Below are 15,353 nucleotides of genomic sequence, written 5' to 3'. Positions count from 1 at the left end.
GCCAGAGATGTCAACCGTCCGCGACCGGCGTCCCGGCCGCGAGCGGGGTGGCGAAGCCGATCCCGACGACCGCGACGAACAGCACGCCGACCGCGATCAGCGGGCCGCGCACACCGGCCCCCGCGGCGGCGGTGGTCAGCACCAGCGCGCCCAGGGGGCCGCAGGAGTGGTGCACCAGCCGGAACGCGGCGGTGACCCGGCCCAGCAGGTGCTCCGGGGTCAGGGTCTGGCGCATCGACGCCGAGCTGATCGCCGCCATCGTCTCGCCGAACGCGAACACCGTCGCCGCGACCAGCACCGCGGCCACGTGGAAGACCAGGCCGGCGATGGCGATGGAGACGCCGCAGGCCAGGTATGCGGCCAGCCACGCGGGGCCGAATCCGAGCCGCCGGCGCAGCCCCGGGGTGACCGCGGCGGCCGCGATCGCCCCGAGGCTCGCCACGCCGAGCAGCACTCCGACCATCCGGTCGCCCTGGCCCAGGTCGTGGCGCAGGTAGTAGATGAAGAGGTCGACGAGGCCGAGGCTCAGGAACGTGACCGGCATGTACAGCGCGGCGATGGCGCGCAGGCGTGGAGTACCCCAGAGGAATTTCAAGCCGGTGACCAGGTCCGGCCACCAGGCCGACCGTTCGGCGACGACCGCTCGGGGGCGCAGCCGGATCAGCAGGAGCCCGGCGGCGGACAGGCCGAACGTCGCCGCGTCGAAGGCGACCGCCGGCACCGGGCCGAGCAGCCCGCTCAGCAGCCCGGCGGCGACCGGGCCGAGCACGAACCCGGCCGCGTACGTACCCTCCAGGCGGCTGTTGGCCGCGGTGATCTGTTCCCGGTCCACGAGCGCGGGCACGGCCGCCGAGCAGGCCACGTCGAAGACCATGGTGGCGGCGGACGCGGCCGCCATCAGCGGATACAGCGCCCAGACCACCTCGGCGGCGGTCCACCACAGCAGCGGCACGGCACCGTAGAGCACCAGCCGCGCCACATCGCAGGCGATCATGAGGCGGCGGCGGTCGTACCGGTCGACGACCACGCCCGCGAAGAGCCCGGCCGCCACGCCGGCCGCCGCCGCGACCCCGGTGATCAGGCCCATCCGGGCCACCGAGCCGGTCGCGTGCAGGACCAGCAGCGGCAGGGCCACCAGCGAGAACGAGCTGCCGAGCGCCGAGAGCGCCTGCGCGGCCCAGAAGATCTGGAAGTCCCGGTTGCGCCGCAGGGGCACCGGTTCGGCCAGCAGGGTCATGTCACCTCCGTCGCGTCCATGTAACCCGGCTACGGCCTAGCTGTTCGACTAGAGGTGCCCGCCTCGCCTTGAGGAGCCGGGTGGGCTGCGGTCTGATGGCCGGCATGCCAGGCGACTTACCACGGGCCGCCGATCCGGTCCTGCGCATGCTCGAGGTCCACGCACGCGTGATGAGCCAGGCCCACGCCCTGCTCTCGGCGCCGGTCGCGGCCCCGGCCCCGGCTCCCGCTCCGGTCCCGCAACCGTCGCGCGCGACGGGGCCGTATCCGCTCAGCGCCGCGCAGCAGGACATCTGGTTCATCGACCAGATGGGCGCCGATCATTCGCGCGCGTACAACGAGAGCATCATGCTCGACCTGCGCGGCCCGCTCGACGTGGAGGCGCTGCGCGGGGCCGTCGCCGAGCTGTTCGCGCGGCACGAGAGCCTGCGGACCGTTTTCGCCGCCGACGGTGCCACCCAGCGGCCGGTGGACCCGCCGGCGGAGCCGTTCGCCATGGTCGAGCTCGGCGGTGACGAGGCCGAGGCGGCCTGGCTGGCCGAGCGGGCCGGGGACGCGTTCGACCTGGCCGCCGGGCCCCTGTGCCGGGTCACGCTGCTGCGCCGCGGTCCGCAGTGGCACCGGCTGCACTTCGCCGTCCACCACGCGGTCATCGACGGCTGGTCGTTCGGTGTGCTCATCGACGAGCTGGCGACGCTCTACACCGGCGGCCCGGACCGGCTCGCCGCACCGCCCGCGTTCCGGGAGTACGTCGAGCACGAGCGCCGGCGGGCCGGGAGTCCCGCGGCCGCGGCCGACGCCGCGTACTGGGCCGAACGCCTCGAGGGCGACTTCCCGGTGCTGCGCATGCCCACCGACCGGCCGCGCGGTGCCGCCACCGCCCGGCTCGGCAACCGCATCGAGCATCCGCTGTCCCCGCGCGTCGCGGCCCTGGTCGGCACCGTCGGGCCGAGGCTCGGCTGCACGCCGTTCACCGTGCTCTTCGGCGCCTACACCGCGCTGCTGCACCGCATCACCGGCCAGTCGCGGCTCGTCGTCGGCGTGCCCCTGGCCCAGCGCGACCACCCCGGCGGTGACCGGCTCGTCGGCAACTGCAGCACCGTGCTGCCGGTGCCGAGCACCCGGCCCGACGGCGGGACCGGGCAGGAGTATCTGCGGTCCGTGCAGCGCGGCCTCGTCGAGGCCTACCAGCACCCCGGCTTCTCGGCCCGGGCCGCGCGCGACCGGCTGCGCATCGACCTGCGCCCGGGGGAGCGGCTGTTCGCCTCCTTCTTCAACCTCGACCGGCCGCTGCGCCGGCCCGCCGCCGACGGGCTGGAGCTGCGGCTGCTGCGCACCTCCCGCCGCTACGCCAAGGCCGACTTCGAGATCGACATCCTCGCCCTCGCCGGCTCCTACACCATCACGTGCGAGTACGACGCCGAGCTGTTCGACGAGGCCACCGCCCGCGGTCATCTCGGGGCCTACGAACGGCTCCTGGAGGAGCTGCTCACCGACCCGGCCGCGCCGATGCCCGGGGGCGAACCGTCGATGGCCGCGCCCACCCTGCCGGCGCTGGTCGAGGAGCAGGTGCGGCGCACACCCGAGGCCGTGGCGCTGCTGTACCGCGACGAGGCCCTCACATACGCCGAACTCGACGACCGTGCCGCCCGCCTGGCCCGCGTCCTGCGCGACCTCGGCGCCGGGCCCGAGCGGGTCGTCGCCCTGGCCGTGCCCCGCGGCACCGACCTGGTCGTCGGGGCGCTCGCCGCCGGCAAGGCGGGCGCGGCGTTCCTGCCCGTGGACGTCTCCGCCGCGCCCGAGCGGGCGTCCACCCTGCTGGGCGACGCCGAGCCCGTCGTCGTCCTCACCGTCGCCGCCACCGCGGACCTGGCCCCCGAGGCGCCGGGCCGGCACCGGCTCGTGCTCGACGACCCGGCCGTCCGGGCCCGGCTCGCGGCGGCCGCGCCGATGCCGCCCGGCGACCCGGCCCGCGGCCTGCTGCCCGCCCACCCCGCATACGTCATCTACACGTCCGGCTCCACCGGCCGGCCGAAGGGCGTGGTGGTGCCGCACCACGGCATCGTCAACACGCTGCGCTGGTGGCAGCGCGAGCAGCCGCTGACCGCCCGCGACCGCACCATGCTCAAGACGCCGCTGACGTTCGACCCGTCGGTGCACGAGCTGTTCTGGCCCCTCGCCGCCGGGGCGGTCCTCGTCGTCGCCGACCACGACGGCCACCACGACCCCCGCTACCTCGTGCGGCTCATCCAGCGCACCGGCGTCACCTCGATCCAGTTCGTGCCCAGCACCCTGCGCGAGTTCCTCGACGAGCCCGGCGCCGGCGACTGCCGGACGCTGCGGCACGTGCTGTGCGGCGGGGAGGCGCTGCCGATCGGGCTCGTCCGCCGCTACGGCACCGTCCTGGACGCCCCGCTGTACAACCTCTACGGCCCGACCGAGGCGTCGATCGAGTCCACGTTCTGGCCCTGCCGCGCGGACGCCCCGACCGCCACGGCCCCGATCGGCCGCCCGGTCACCGGCGTCGTGCTGTACGTCCTCGACCGGGACCTGTGCGCGGTCGGCGACGGCGCCGTCGGCGAACTGTGCATCGCCGGGGCCGGTCTCGGCCGCGGCTACCTCAACCGGCCCGACCTCACCGCGGCCGCCTTCGTCCCCGACCCGTTCGGCCCGCCCGGCACCCGCATGTACCGCACCGGCGACCTCGTGCGCCGCGGCCCCGGCGGCGACCTCGAGTTCATCGGCCGCGCGGACGGGCAGGTCAAGGTCCGCGGCGTGCGCGTCGAGCTCGGCGAGGTCGAGGCCGTCCTGCGCACCCTGCCCGAGGTCACCGACGCGGCCGTGCTGATCCGCGCGGCCGGCGACGACAAGCAGCTCGTGGCCTACCTGGCCGCCCCGCCGGCGCTCACCGCCGACCCGGCCGCGCTGCTGCGCCGGCTGAGCACCATGCTGCCCCCGGCGATGCTGCCGTCCCGGTTCGTCGCCCTGCCCGCGCTGCCCCAGCTCACCAGCGGCAAGACCGACCGGCACGCCCTCGCCGCCGTCCCGCTGGACCGGCCGGTGGCGGCCCGCCCGGCCGGCCGGGCCCCGGGCAGCGACACCGAGCGGCGAGTCCTGGCCATGTGGGCGGAGCTCTTCGACCGGGCCGACGTCGGCGTCGACGACGACTTCTTCGGCCTAGGCGGGCACTCGCTGCTGGCCACCCGGCTCGTCGCCCGGGTCCGGGCCGAGTTCGGCGTCGAGCTCACGGTGCGGGCCCTGTTCGAGGCGCCGACCGTCGCCGGTGTCGCCGCTCGCCTCGACCCGCGGACCGGCGACGGGGCGCCCACGGACCGCCCGCCGCTCGTCGCCGCGGACCGGCCGGAGTCGGTGCCGCTCTCCTTCGGCCAGCAGCGGCTGTGGTTCCTGCACCGGCTGCTGGGGCCGAGCTCGACGTACAACATGGCCACCTCGCTGCGCGTCACCGGCGACCTCGACGCCGGGGCGCTGCGGGCCGCGATCGGCGACCTCACCGACCGGCACGAGACGCTGCGCACGACGATCGAGGAGACCCCGGCCGGCGCCCGGCAGCGCATCGCCCCGCCCGGCACCCGGGCCGCCGCCGTGACCGCCGTCGACCTCGACCCCGCCGACCTGCCCGCGGCCCTCGCGGCGGCCGGGGAGTACGCGTTCGACCTGGCCGCCGAGGCGCCGGTGCGGGTGTGGGTCTTCGGCCTCGGCCCGCGGCTGCACATCATCACCATCGTCGTGCACCACGTCGCCGGCGACGCCTGGTCGATGGAGCCCCTGGCCCGCGACCTCGCCGCCGCCTACGCGGCCCGGCGGCAGGGGAGCGCTCCGGCCCTGGCGCCGCTGCCGGTGCAGTACGCCGACTACGCCCGCTGGCAGCGCGACCTGCTCGGCGACGAGCGCGACCCGCGCAGCCGCGGCGCCCGCCAGGTCGCGTTCTGGCGCAAGGCCCTCGCGAACCTGCCCGCCGAGGTCGCCCTGCCCGCCGACCGGCCCCGCCCGGCCGAGCCGACCTTCGCCGGAGCCGTGCTCGACTTCGAGCTGCCGCCCGGCCTGCACGCCGCCGTGGAGCGCATCGCCCGCGAGCGCGACGCCAGCGTCTTCATGGTGCTGCAGGCCGCCCTCGCGCTGCTGCTGACCCGGCTCGGCGCCGGCACCGACATTCCGCTCGGCAGCCCGATCGCCGGGCGGATGGACCCGGCCCTCGACGATCTCGTCGGCTTCTTCGTCAACACCCTGGTCCTGCGCACCGACACGTCCGGCGATCCGGCGTTCGGCGACCTCGTGACCCGGGTCCGCGACTGGAACCTCAGCGCCTACCAGCACCAGGACGTGCCGTTCGAGCGGCTGGTCGAGGCCCTCAACCCGCCCCGCGTGGCCGCCCGGCACCCGCTGTTCCAGGTCATGATGTCGCTGGAGAACACCGCGCCGGTCGACATCGCCCTCGACGGGCTGACCATGCGCGCGGAGCCGCACCCGTCGACGACGGCCAAGTTCGACCTCACGTTCTCGCTGCGCGAGCACGGGCCCGGCGCCGGGATCGCCGGCGAACTGGAGTACAGCACCGACCGCTACGACCCGGACACCGCGCGGCTGCTCGTCGAGCGCTTCCGGGCCGTGCTGCAGGCCGTCACCGCCGACCCGGCCGTGCGGGTGAGCGCCGTCCCCGTGCTGCTGCCCGGCGAGACCGAGCGGCTCCTCGCGGCCGGGCGCGGCGAGCCGGTGCCGGCCGGGGCGCTGCTCCCGGCCCGGATCGCCGCCCAGGTCGCGCGGAGGCCGGACGCGGTCGCGGTCACCGACGGGTCGACGGCGCTGACGTATGGCGAGTTGTGGGCGCGGGCCGGGCGGATCGCGGGTGCGGTGCGTCGTCGTGGGGCGGGGCCGGAGTCGGTGGTGGCGATCGAGCTCGAGCGGGGTGTCGACGCGGTCGCGGCGGTGTTGGGTGTGTGGCGGGCGGGGGCGGCGTTCACGGTGCTGGACGTCGGCTGGCCGGCCGCGCGCCGCGAGGCGGTCCTCGCCGCCAGCGGTGCCGTCGCCGTCGTCACCCCGGCCGTGCTCGATGACCTCGGCGACGAGCCGGGCCGCGATCAGGCGGGTTCGCTGGCTTATGTGCTGTACACCTCCGGCTCCTCGGGCGTTCCCAAGGGCGTCATGGTCGAGCACGGCGGGCTGGCCGCGATCCTGGCCGGCTGGGAGCGCGCCTACCGCCTGAGCGAGCGGGTGACGTCGGTGCTGCAGATGGCCGCGCTCGGCTTCGACGTGTTCGTCGGCGACCTCGCGCGGGCCCTGGGCACCGGCGCCCGCCTGGTCCTCTGCCCGCGCGAGACCCTCGCCGAGCCGGCCCGGCTGCTCGAGCTGATCGGGCGGGAGCGGATCGATTTCGCCGAGTTCGTGCCCGTGGTGGCCCGGGCGTTGACCGCGCACGCGGAAGCGGTCGGCGCGACGCTGGGCTCCGTGGCGGTTGCGGTCGTGGGCTCTGATGTGGTGTACCGCCACGAGCTCGCGGCGATGCGACGACTGCTCGGCCCCGATGGCATGGTGGTCAACTCCTACGGCCTCACCGAGGCGACGATCGACTCCACCTGGTCCGTCGTCGGCGCCGACGACACCGGCGACCACCGGGCGCTCATCGGCGGCCCCTACCCCGGTGCCGACGTCGCCGTCCTCGACGAGCGCGGCGAGCTGACCCCGCCCGGCGTCCCCGGCACCCTGCACATCGGCGGCGCCGCCGTGGCCCGCGGCTACCTGGGCGCGCCCGCGCTGACCGCCGAGCGGTTCGTCCCCGACCCCCGCGGCGGCGGGGCCCGGCTCTACAATTCCGGCGACCGCGCCCGCTGGGTCCGCGGCCCCGGCGACGGCTGGGAGCTGGAGTACCTCGGCCGGGCCGACACCCAGGTCAAGGTCCGCGGTGTCCGGGTCGAGCTGGGCGAGGTCGAGGCCGCCCTGCGCACCCTGCCGGGCGTCGCCGACGCGGCCGCGCTGGTCCGCCCGGCCGGCGGCGAGGAGGTCCTGGTCGCCTACCTCGCCGCTCCCGCGACGGTGACCGCCGACCCGGCCGCGCTCGTCCGCGCCCTCACCGCGCTGCTGCCCCCGGCGATGCTGCCGACCCGGTTCGTGGCCCGGCCCCGGCTGCCGCAGTCCGCCAACGGCAAGATCGACCGCCGGGCCCTGGCCGCGCTCCCGCTCGGCGCCGCCGTGCGCCCCGCGCCCGCGCGCGAGCCCCGCAACGCGACCGAGCGGCGGCTGCTGACCGTCTGGAGCGACCTGTTCGGCCGGGCCGACATCGGCGTCGACGACGACTTCTTCGGCCTCGGCGGGCACTCGCTGCTCGCCATCCGCCTCGTCGGCCGGGTCCGCGCCGAGTTCGGCGTCGAGCTGCCCGTCCGCGCGCTGTTCGAGGCGCCCACCGTCGCCGGTATCGCCGAGCGGCTCACCACGGCCGCGGCCGCCGGGGCCGACCGCCCGCCGTTGCGCGCCGCGGAGCGGCCGGCCGCCGTCCCCCTCTCGTTCGGTCAGCAGCGGCTCTGGTTCCTCCATCGGCTCACCGGCGCGGACTCCACGTACAACATCGCCATGTCGCTGCGGGCGACCGGCGCGCTCGACACCTCGGCGCTGCGGGCCGCGTTCGGCGACGTCGTCGACCGGCACGAAGCCCTGCGCACCACCGTCGAGGACACGCCGGACGGCGCTCGGCAGCGCATCGCCCCGCCCGGCCCGCCGCACCCCCCGGTCACCGTCGTGGAATCCGGTCCGCACGAGGTCGCCGCGGCCGTCGAGGCGGCCGGTGACTACGCGTTCGACCTGGCCACCGAGGCGCCGGTGCGGGTGTGGGTGTTCGCCGTCGCACCGGACGTCCACGTCATCACCGTCGTCGTGCACCACGTCGCCGGGGACGCCTGGTCGATGGAGCCGCTCGCCCGAGACCTCGCCACCGCCTACGCGGCCCGGCGGCGGGGCACGGCGCCGGACTGGGCGCCACTGCCGGTGCAGTACGCCGACTACGCCCGCTGGCAGCGCGAGCTGCTCGGCGACGAGCGCGACCCCTACAGCCGCTCCGCCCGGCAGCTGGCCTTCTGGCGCCGCCGCCTGCACGGCGCCCCGGCCGAGCTCGCCCTGCCCGCCGACCGGCCCCGCCCGGCCGAGCCCACCTACCGCGGTGGCGTCGTCGCCTTCGAGGTCCCCGCGGGCGTCCACGCCCGGCTGGAGCGCATCGCCCGCGAGCGCGACGCCAGCGTCTTCATGGTGCTGCAGGCGGCCCTGGCCCTGCTGCTGACCCGGCTCGGCGCCGGCACCGACATCCCGCTCGGCAGCCCGGTGGCCGGCCGGCTGGACCCGGCCCTCGACGGGCTGATCGGCTTCTTCGTCAACACCCTGGTGCTGCGCACCGACACGTCCGGCGACCCCACCTTCGCCGACCTCGTCGACCGGGTCCGCGACTGGAACCTGGCCGCGTACGAGCACCAGGACGTGCCGTTCGAGCGGCTCGTCGAGGTCCTCAACCCGCCCCGGGTCCCGGCCCGCCACCCGCTGTTCCAGGTGATGATCTCGCTGGAGAACACCACCCCGGTCGACGTGGCACTCGACGGTCTCGCGCTGCGCGAGGAGCAGCACCCCGGCACCACCGCGAAGTTCGACCTGACGTTCTCGCTGTGCGAGCACGGGCCCGCGGCCGGAATCGCCGGCGAACTCGAGTACAGCACCGACCTCTACGACCCGGCCACGGCGCGGCTGCTCGCCACCCGGTTCGGCGCCGTGCTGGCCGCCGTCGCCGGCGCGCCCCGGACCCGGGTCGCCGACGTGGCACTGCTGGTGCCCGGCGAGGCCGAACTGCTGCGGGCCGCCGGCACGGGGGAACCGGTCACCGCCGGCCCGGACGTCCCGGCCCGGATCGCGGCCGCGGTGGCGCGCGACCCCGAAGCCGTCGCCGTCAAGGACGGGTCGACGGCGCTGACGTATGGCGAGTTGTGGGCGCGGGCCGGGCGGATCGCGGGTGCGGTGCGTCGTCGTGGGGCGGGGCCGGAGTCGGTGGTGGCGATCGAGCTCGAGCGGGGTGTCGACGCGGTCGCGGCGGTGTTGGGTGTGTGGCGGGCGGGGGCGGCGTTCACGGTGTTGGACGTCGATTGGCCGGCCGCGCGCCGGGAGGCCGTCCTCGCCGCCAGCGGTGCCGTCTTCGTCATGACGCCGGCCGACCTCCCCGACCTCGCCGACCTCCCCGACCTCGGCGACGAGCCCGGCTTCGACCAGGCGGGTTCGCTGGCCTATGTGCTGTACACCTCCGGCTCCTCCGGCACCCCCAAGGGCGTCATGGTGCACCACGCCGGCCTCGCCGCGATCCTGGCCGGCTGGGAGCGTGCCTACCGCCTGAGCGAGCGGGTGACGTCGGTGCTGCAGATGGCCGCGCTCGGCTTCGACGTGTTCGTCGGCGACCTGGTGCGGGCCCTCACGACCGGCGCCCGGCTCGTGCTGTGCCCGAAGTCCGCGCTGCTCGACCCGCCCGCCCTGCTCGCCCTGATCGGGCGGGAGCGGATCGATTTCGCCGAGTTCGTGCCCGTGGTGGCCCGGGCGCTGACCGCGCACGCGGAAGCGGTCGGCGCGACGCTGGGCTCCGTGGCGGTTGCGGTCGTGGGCTCTGATGTGGTGTACCGCCATGAGCTCGCGGCGATGCGGCGACTGCTCGGCCCCGATGGCATGGTGGTCAACTCCTACGGCCTCACCGAGGCGACGATCGACTCCACCTGGTCCGTCGTCGAGGACGACGGCACCGGCGACCACCGGGCCGTGATCGGCCGGCCGTACCCGGGCACGGAGCTGGTGGTGCTCGACGAACGCGGCCGGGCCGTCCCGCCCGGCGTCCCCGGCACCCTGCACATCGGCGGGGCCGCCGTGGCCCGCGGCTACCTCGGCGCGCCCGCGCTGACCGCCGAGCGGTTCGTCCCCGACCCCCGCGGCGGCGGGGCCCGGCTCTACGACACCGGCGACCTGGTGCGCTGGGCCACGGTCGGCGGCGAATGGCAGCTGGAGTACCTGGGCCGGGCCGACACGATGCTGAAGATCCGCGGGTACCGCATCGAGGCGGGCGAGGTGGCGGCCGTCGTGCGCCAGGTCGCCGGCGTCGACGCGGTCGCGGTCATCGGCCGCCCGGGGCCGGACGGGACACCCCGGCTGGTGGTGTACCTCGCCGGTGGCCACGACCCCGGCACCGCCCCGGTCGCGCACTGGCATGCGGTCCTGCGCCAGCGACTGCCGCGGTACATGGTCCCGGACGGCTTCGCGATCCTCGACCGGCTCCCGCTCAGCGGCAACGGCAAGGTCGACGAGGCCGCGCTCCGGGCCCGCCCGGACCGTGAGATCCGGGTCGCCGCGGCCGACTACGTGCCCCCGCGCACGCCCCTCGAGCAGCAGCTCGCCGACGTCTGGGCCGAGGTCCTCGGCGTCGAGCGGGTCGGCGTCGAGGACGACTTCTTCGCCCTCGGCGGGCACTCCCTGCTCGCCATGCGCCTGGTCGCCCGGGCCAACGACAAGCTCGCCGTCGACCTCGCCCTCAGCGCCCTGTTCCGCACCCCGACGATCGCCGGACTCGCGGGGCAGCTCGCCGCGGCCGGCCGGTCGGCGTCGCCCCTCGCGGCCGGCGGCATCACGCCGATCGCCCGCCGGCGGGGGACAGCGTGACGCCTCCCTTCGCCGGCCGGACCTCCCTCGCGCAGGACCGGCTGTGGCTGTTCGAGCAGCTCGTGCCCGGCACCGCCACCTACAACCTCGGCGGCGCCGTCGACATCGACGGCCCGCTGCACGAGCGGCACCTCGAGGGGGCCCTGCGCGACCTCGTGGCCCGGCACGAGTCGCTGCGCACCTGCTTCAGGGACGACGGCGAGGGTGTACAGCAGCTCGTCCACGACACCGCCGAGCCCGACTACGCCGGCGTCGACCTGACCGGCGGCCCGGACCCCGACGTCGTCGTCGCGGCCGAGCTGGGCCGGCCCTTCGATCTGCGGCGGCTGCCCCTCGCACGGTTCCGGCTCCTGCGCCGCGGGCCGGACCGGCACACACTGGTCTTGGTCTTCCATCACATCATCACCGACGACTGGTCGCTGAACATCCTCACCCGGGAGCTGGCCGCCTGCTACACGGCCCGCTGCACCGGGGTGCCGCATCGCCTGTCACCGCTGCCGCTGCAGTATGCCGACTATGCGGCCTGGCAGCGCGACCTGATCGAGCAGGGGGCCGTCGCCGAGCAGGTCGCGTACTGGCGGCGGCGGCTGGAGGACGCCGAGGCACTGCCGCTGCCGACCGACCGGCCCCGGCCCGCCGCCGAGTCCCACCGCGGCGCCGCCGTGCACCTGGAGCTCGACGCCGGCCTGGCCGACCGGCTGCGGCTGCTCAGCCGGGGCGAGGGCCGCACCCTCCACATGACGATGCTCGCCTGCTTCGCCGTCGTCCTCGGCCGCTGGGCCGGGCGCACCGACGTGGTCGTCGGCACGCCGATCGCCAACCGCCCCCGCCGCGAACTGCACGACATCGCCGGGCTCTTCGTCAACCTGCTCGCCCTGCGCATCGACCTCGGCGGCGACCCGACCCTGCGCCAGGTCCTGCGCCGCACCGCCGACGCCTGCACCGCCGCCTTCGACCACCAGGACGCCCCTTTCGACCAGGTCGTCGCCGCGCTGCCGGGCCCGCGCGACCCGGGCCGGCACCCGGTGTTCCAGGTACTGTTCCAGCTGCTCGAGGACGACCTGCGCGGCTTCGCCCTGCACGGGGCCACCGCCCGGCCGCGGGACAGCGACACCGACACCGTCAAGCTCGACCTGTCGTGCACGGTGACCGACACCGGTGCCGGGCTCGTGGTCGACCTGCACTACGCCACGGACCTGTGGGACGAGCGCACGATCCGGCGGCTGCTCGACGGCTGGGCCCGGGTGCTGCGGGCGATGGCCGCCCGGCCCGACGCGCGGGCCGGTGAGGTGCCGCTGATGGCGCCGGAGGAGTACGCCGCCGCGGTCGCGGGCGGCGGTGCCCGCTCACCGCACGGCGGCCCGGACGCGCCGACCCTCGACACCCTCTTCGCCGCCCAGGTCGCCGCCCGCCCCGACGCCGTCGCGCTGAGCGAGCCGGGCCGCCGGTGGACCTACGCCGAGCTCGACGCGGCCAGTGCCGCCCTCGCCGCCGCCCTGCGCGCCGCCGGGGTCCGGCCCGACGACCCGGTCGGCATCCGCCTCGGCCGCTCGGCCGCCCTCGTCACCGCGATGCTCGGGGTCGTGCGGGCCGGGGCCGGCTACGTGGTCCTCGACCCGGCCTACCCGCCCGCCCGGCTGGCCGAACTCGGCGCCGACGCGGGCATCCGGGCAATGGTCACCGACGATCCGGTCGCGCCGCTCGACGGGCCGGTGCGGCTCGAGGCGATCCCCGGCCCGGACCGGCTCGCGAACATCGTCTTCACCTCGGGCTCCACCGGCCGGCCCAAGGGCGTCGCGGTGACCCACCGCGGGATCGTCCGCCTGGTCGCCGGCAGCGACCACGCCCCGGTCGGCCCGGACGACGTCGTGCTGCTCACCGCCGACCCGGCCTTCGACACCACCACCTGGGCCGTCTGGGCCGCCCTGACCAACGGCGCCCACCTCGCGGTCGTCCCGGCCGATCAGCCCCTGGACGCTCGAACGCTCGGCGCGATGATCGCCGAGCGCGGCGTCACCGTGGTGCGGCTGACCCCGGCCCTGTTCCACCTGGTCGCCGACGCCGACCCGGCCGCGTTCAAGGCGGTGCGGACGCTGATCGTCGGCGGGGACGTGCCCGACCCGGCCCGGGTGCGGGCCGTCCTGGCCGCCGGTCCGCCGCAGCGGCTGGTCAACGCCTACGGCCCGACCGAGGTCACCGTGACCGCGACCGACCAGACGGTCGCCACGGCCGCGGGCGACGACCCGATCCCGATCGGCCGGCCGATCACCGGCAGCACCGCCTACGTCGTGGACGGGTCGCTGCGCCCGGTCCCGCCCGGGGTCGCCGGCGAACTGCTCATCGGTGGCCCCGGCGTCGCCCGTGGCTACGCCGGCCGCCCGGCCGCGACCGCCGAACGGTTCGTCCCCGACCCCTTCGGCCCGGACCCCGGCGCCCGCCTGTACCGCACCGGCGACCTCGTCCGCCGCCGCCCCGACGGCACCCTGGTCTTCGTCGGCCGGGCCGACCGCCAGGTCAAGATCCGCGGCTACCGGATCGAGCCGGGCGAGGTCGAAGCGGCCGCCCTGCGCCTGCCCGGCGTCACCGCCTGCGCGGTCGCACCCGCCGACGTGGCCGGCGACCGCCGCCTGGTCGCCTACGTCAGCGGCCCGGCCGACGGCGGCGCCGTGCGCGACGAGCTCGCCCGGACCCTCCCGCCGCACCTGGTGCCCGCCCACGTCGTCGTCCTCGACCGGCTGCCGCTGACCCGCACCGGCAAGCTCGACCGCACCGCCCTGGCCGCCGTCCTCCCGGGTCGCCGCCCGGCCGCCACCCCCGCCGCGCCGCGCACCGAGCGCGAGCGGGTCCTGCTCGACATCTTCACCGGCCTGCTCGGCGTGCCCGGGCTCGGCATCCACGATGACTTCTTCGCCAACGGCGGGCACTCGCTGCTGGCCGTCTCCGCCGTCGCCGCCGTGCGCCGCCGCCTCGGCGCCGCCCCGACCCTGCGCGCGTTCTTCGCCGACGCCACCGTCGCGGCCCTGGCCGCCGCCCTGGACACGGCGCCGGCCGCGGCGCTTCCCGCGGTGCCGGACGACACCGGCCCGGCGCCGGCCTCGGGCAGCCAGCGGGCCATGCTCCGCCACCACCGCCGCGACCCGCACAGCACCGCGTACCTCACGCCGGTCCACGCCCGCATCACCGGCCCGCTCGACGCCGACGTCCTGCACCGGGCCCTCACCGCCGTCGTGCACCGCCACGACATCCTGCGCACCGAGCTGCACGAGCGTGACGGCGCCGTCGTCCAGCACGTACGGGCCCCCGGGCCGGTCCCGCTGCCGGTGATCGACCTGCGGGCCGTACCGCCGGACCTGCGCGAGGCGGAGCTGCTCACCCTGGCCGCGGCCGAGCGCCGCACCCCGATCGACCCGACCCGGGGCGCCCCGCTGCGGGCCCGGCTGGTCCGGCTGGCCGCGGACGACGCGGCGCTGCTGGTCACGTTCCACCACGCGGTCATCGACGGCTGGTCGGTGTCCGTCTTCGCCGACGACCTGGCCGCCCACTACCGCGCCCTCGCCGCCGGCGAGCCCGGCCCGGCGACCCGGCCGGCCCAGCACGGCGACTTCGCCCGGCGCGAGGCCGAGTGGCTGCGCGGCCCGGAGGCGGCGGCCGGTCTGGCCTATTGGCGCCGCCGGCTGGACGGCCTGCAACCCGCCGCGCCGCCGGTGCACCTGCGAGCCGCCGAACATCGCTGCACCGTCCCGGCCGCGGACACCCGCCGCCTGCTGATGCTGGCCCGGGCGCACGGCGGCAGCGTGTACACCGCCCTCTGCGCCGTCCTGCACGTGCTGCTGGCCGGCTGGACCGGCGCCCGGGACACCGCCTTCGGCAGCCAGGTCGCCAACCGCGGCGACGAGACGACGCACGACCTCATCGGATTCCTGGCCAACGTGGTGGTACTGCGCGCGGCGGTGGACCCCGCGCAGCCGTTCCCGCGCCTCCTGGAGGACGTCACCGCCGACTGCCTGGCCGCCCTCGAGCACCAGCGGCTGCCGTTCGAGACCGTCGAGCGGCACCTCGCACCGCCGGGCCCGCTGTACCGGGTCACCCTGACTGTCCATAACACCCCGCAGCCGGCCTGGACCGAGGGGCCGCTCACCCTGACGCCCCTCGATGTCGACGCGCCCGGGGAGGGTGCCCGGGCCGAGCTGGAGTTCGACGTGCGCGACCGCGACGGTGAGCTGGACGTCCGGCTCACCTACGCCCTCGACCGGTTCCCGCCCGCCACCGCGGCCCGGCTCGCCGGCGCCTTCACCGCGATCGCGCGGCGGGCCGCCGGCGGCGCCCCCATGGCGGAGCTGTTAGCAATTTCCCAAGCCGCGAACGGGTCCAATGGCAGGGTCGACGTTTGAACGCCCGCCCGCATACTCCCCCCGAATTCGTGCGGTGTGCGCGGTGTC

The 15,353-nt window shown here is 76.5% G+C and carries 3 protein-coding genes; 2 read left to right on the top strand and 1 reads right to left on the bottom strand.

Features of this window, described 5'->3' with window-relative positions; genetic code table 11:
• Positions 1–10 precede the first annotated feature (10 nt).
• Positions 11–1,237 carry an MFS transporter gene (locus ACIA8L_RS12610; RefSeq protein WP_395903552.1) on the bottom strand — a complete coding sequence of 409 codons (1,227 nt, stop codon included), beginning with the start codon at positions 1,235–1,237 and terminating at the stop codon, positions 11–13.
• Positions 1,238–1,341: 104 nt separating this feature from the next.
• Here ACIA8L_RS12610 and ACIA8L_RS12605 point away from each other — a divergent pair, with 104 nt between their 5' ends.
• Together ACIA8L_RS12605 and ACIA8L_RS12600 are read left to right on the top strand one after the other, a co-directional pair.
• Entirely contained in the window at positions 1,342–10,914 is a 9,573-nt protein-coding gene (locus ACIA8L_RS12605) for an amino acid adenylation domain-containing protein (protein WP_395903550.1), read from the top strand.
• Entirely contained in the window at positions 10,911–15,305 is a 4,395-nt protein-coding gene (locus tag ACIA8L_RS12600) for an amino acid adenylation domain-containing protein (RefSeq protein ID WP_395903548.1), read from the top strand. Before ACIA8L_RS12605 ends, ACIA8L_RS12600 begins: the two co-directional genes overlap by 4 nt.
• Positions 15,306–15,353: the final 48 nt, after the last annotated feature.

This window comes from Dactylosporangium sp. NPDC051541 (assembly GCF_044454505.1).
Taxonomy (GTDB): Bacteria; Actinomycetota; Actinomycetes; order Mycobacteriales; family Micromonosporaceae; genus Dactylosporangium.
The sequence above is the reverse complement of the archived record's forward strand: the minus strand, read 5'-3'. Positions and strand labels throughout refer to the sequence as shown.

Coding starts and splice junctions, on each gene's coding strand:
- ACIA8L_RS12605 (WP_395903550.1), top strand. CDS start 1,342: ATGCCAGGCGACTTACCACGGGCCGCCGATCCGGTCCTGCGCATGCTC.
- ACIA8L_RS12610 (WP_395903552.1), bottom strand. CDS start 1,237: ATGACCCTGCTGGCCGAACCGGTGCCCCTGCGGCGCAACCGGGACTTC.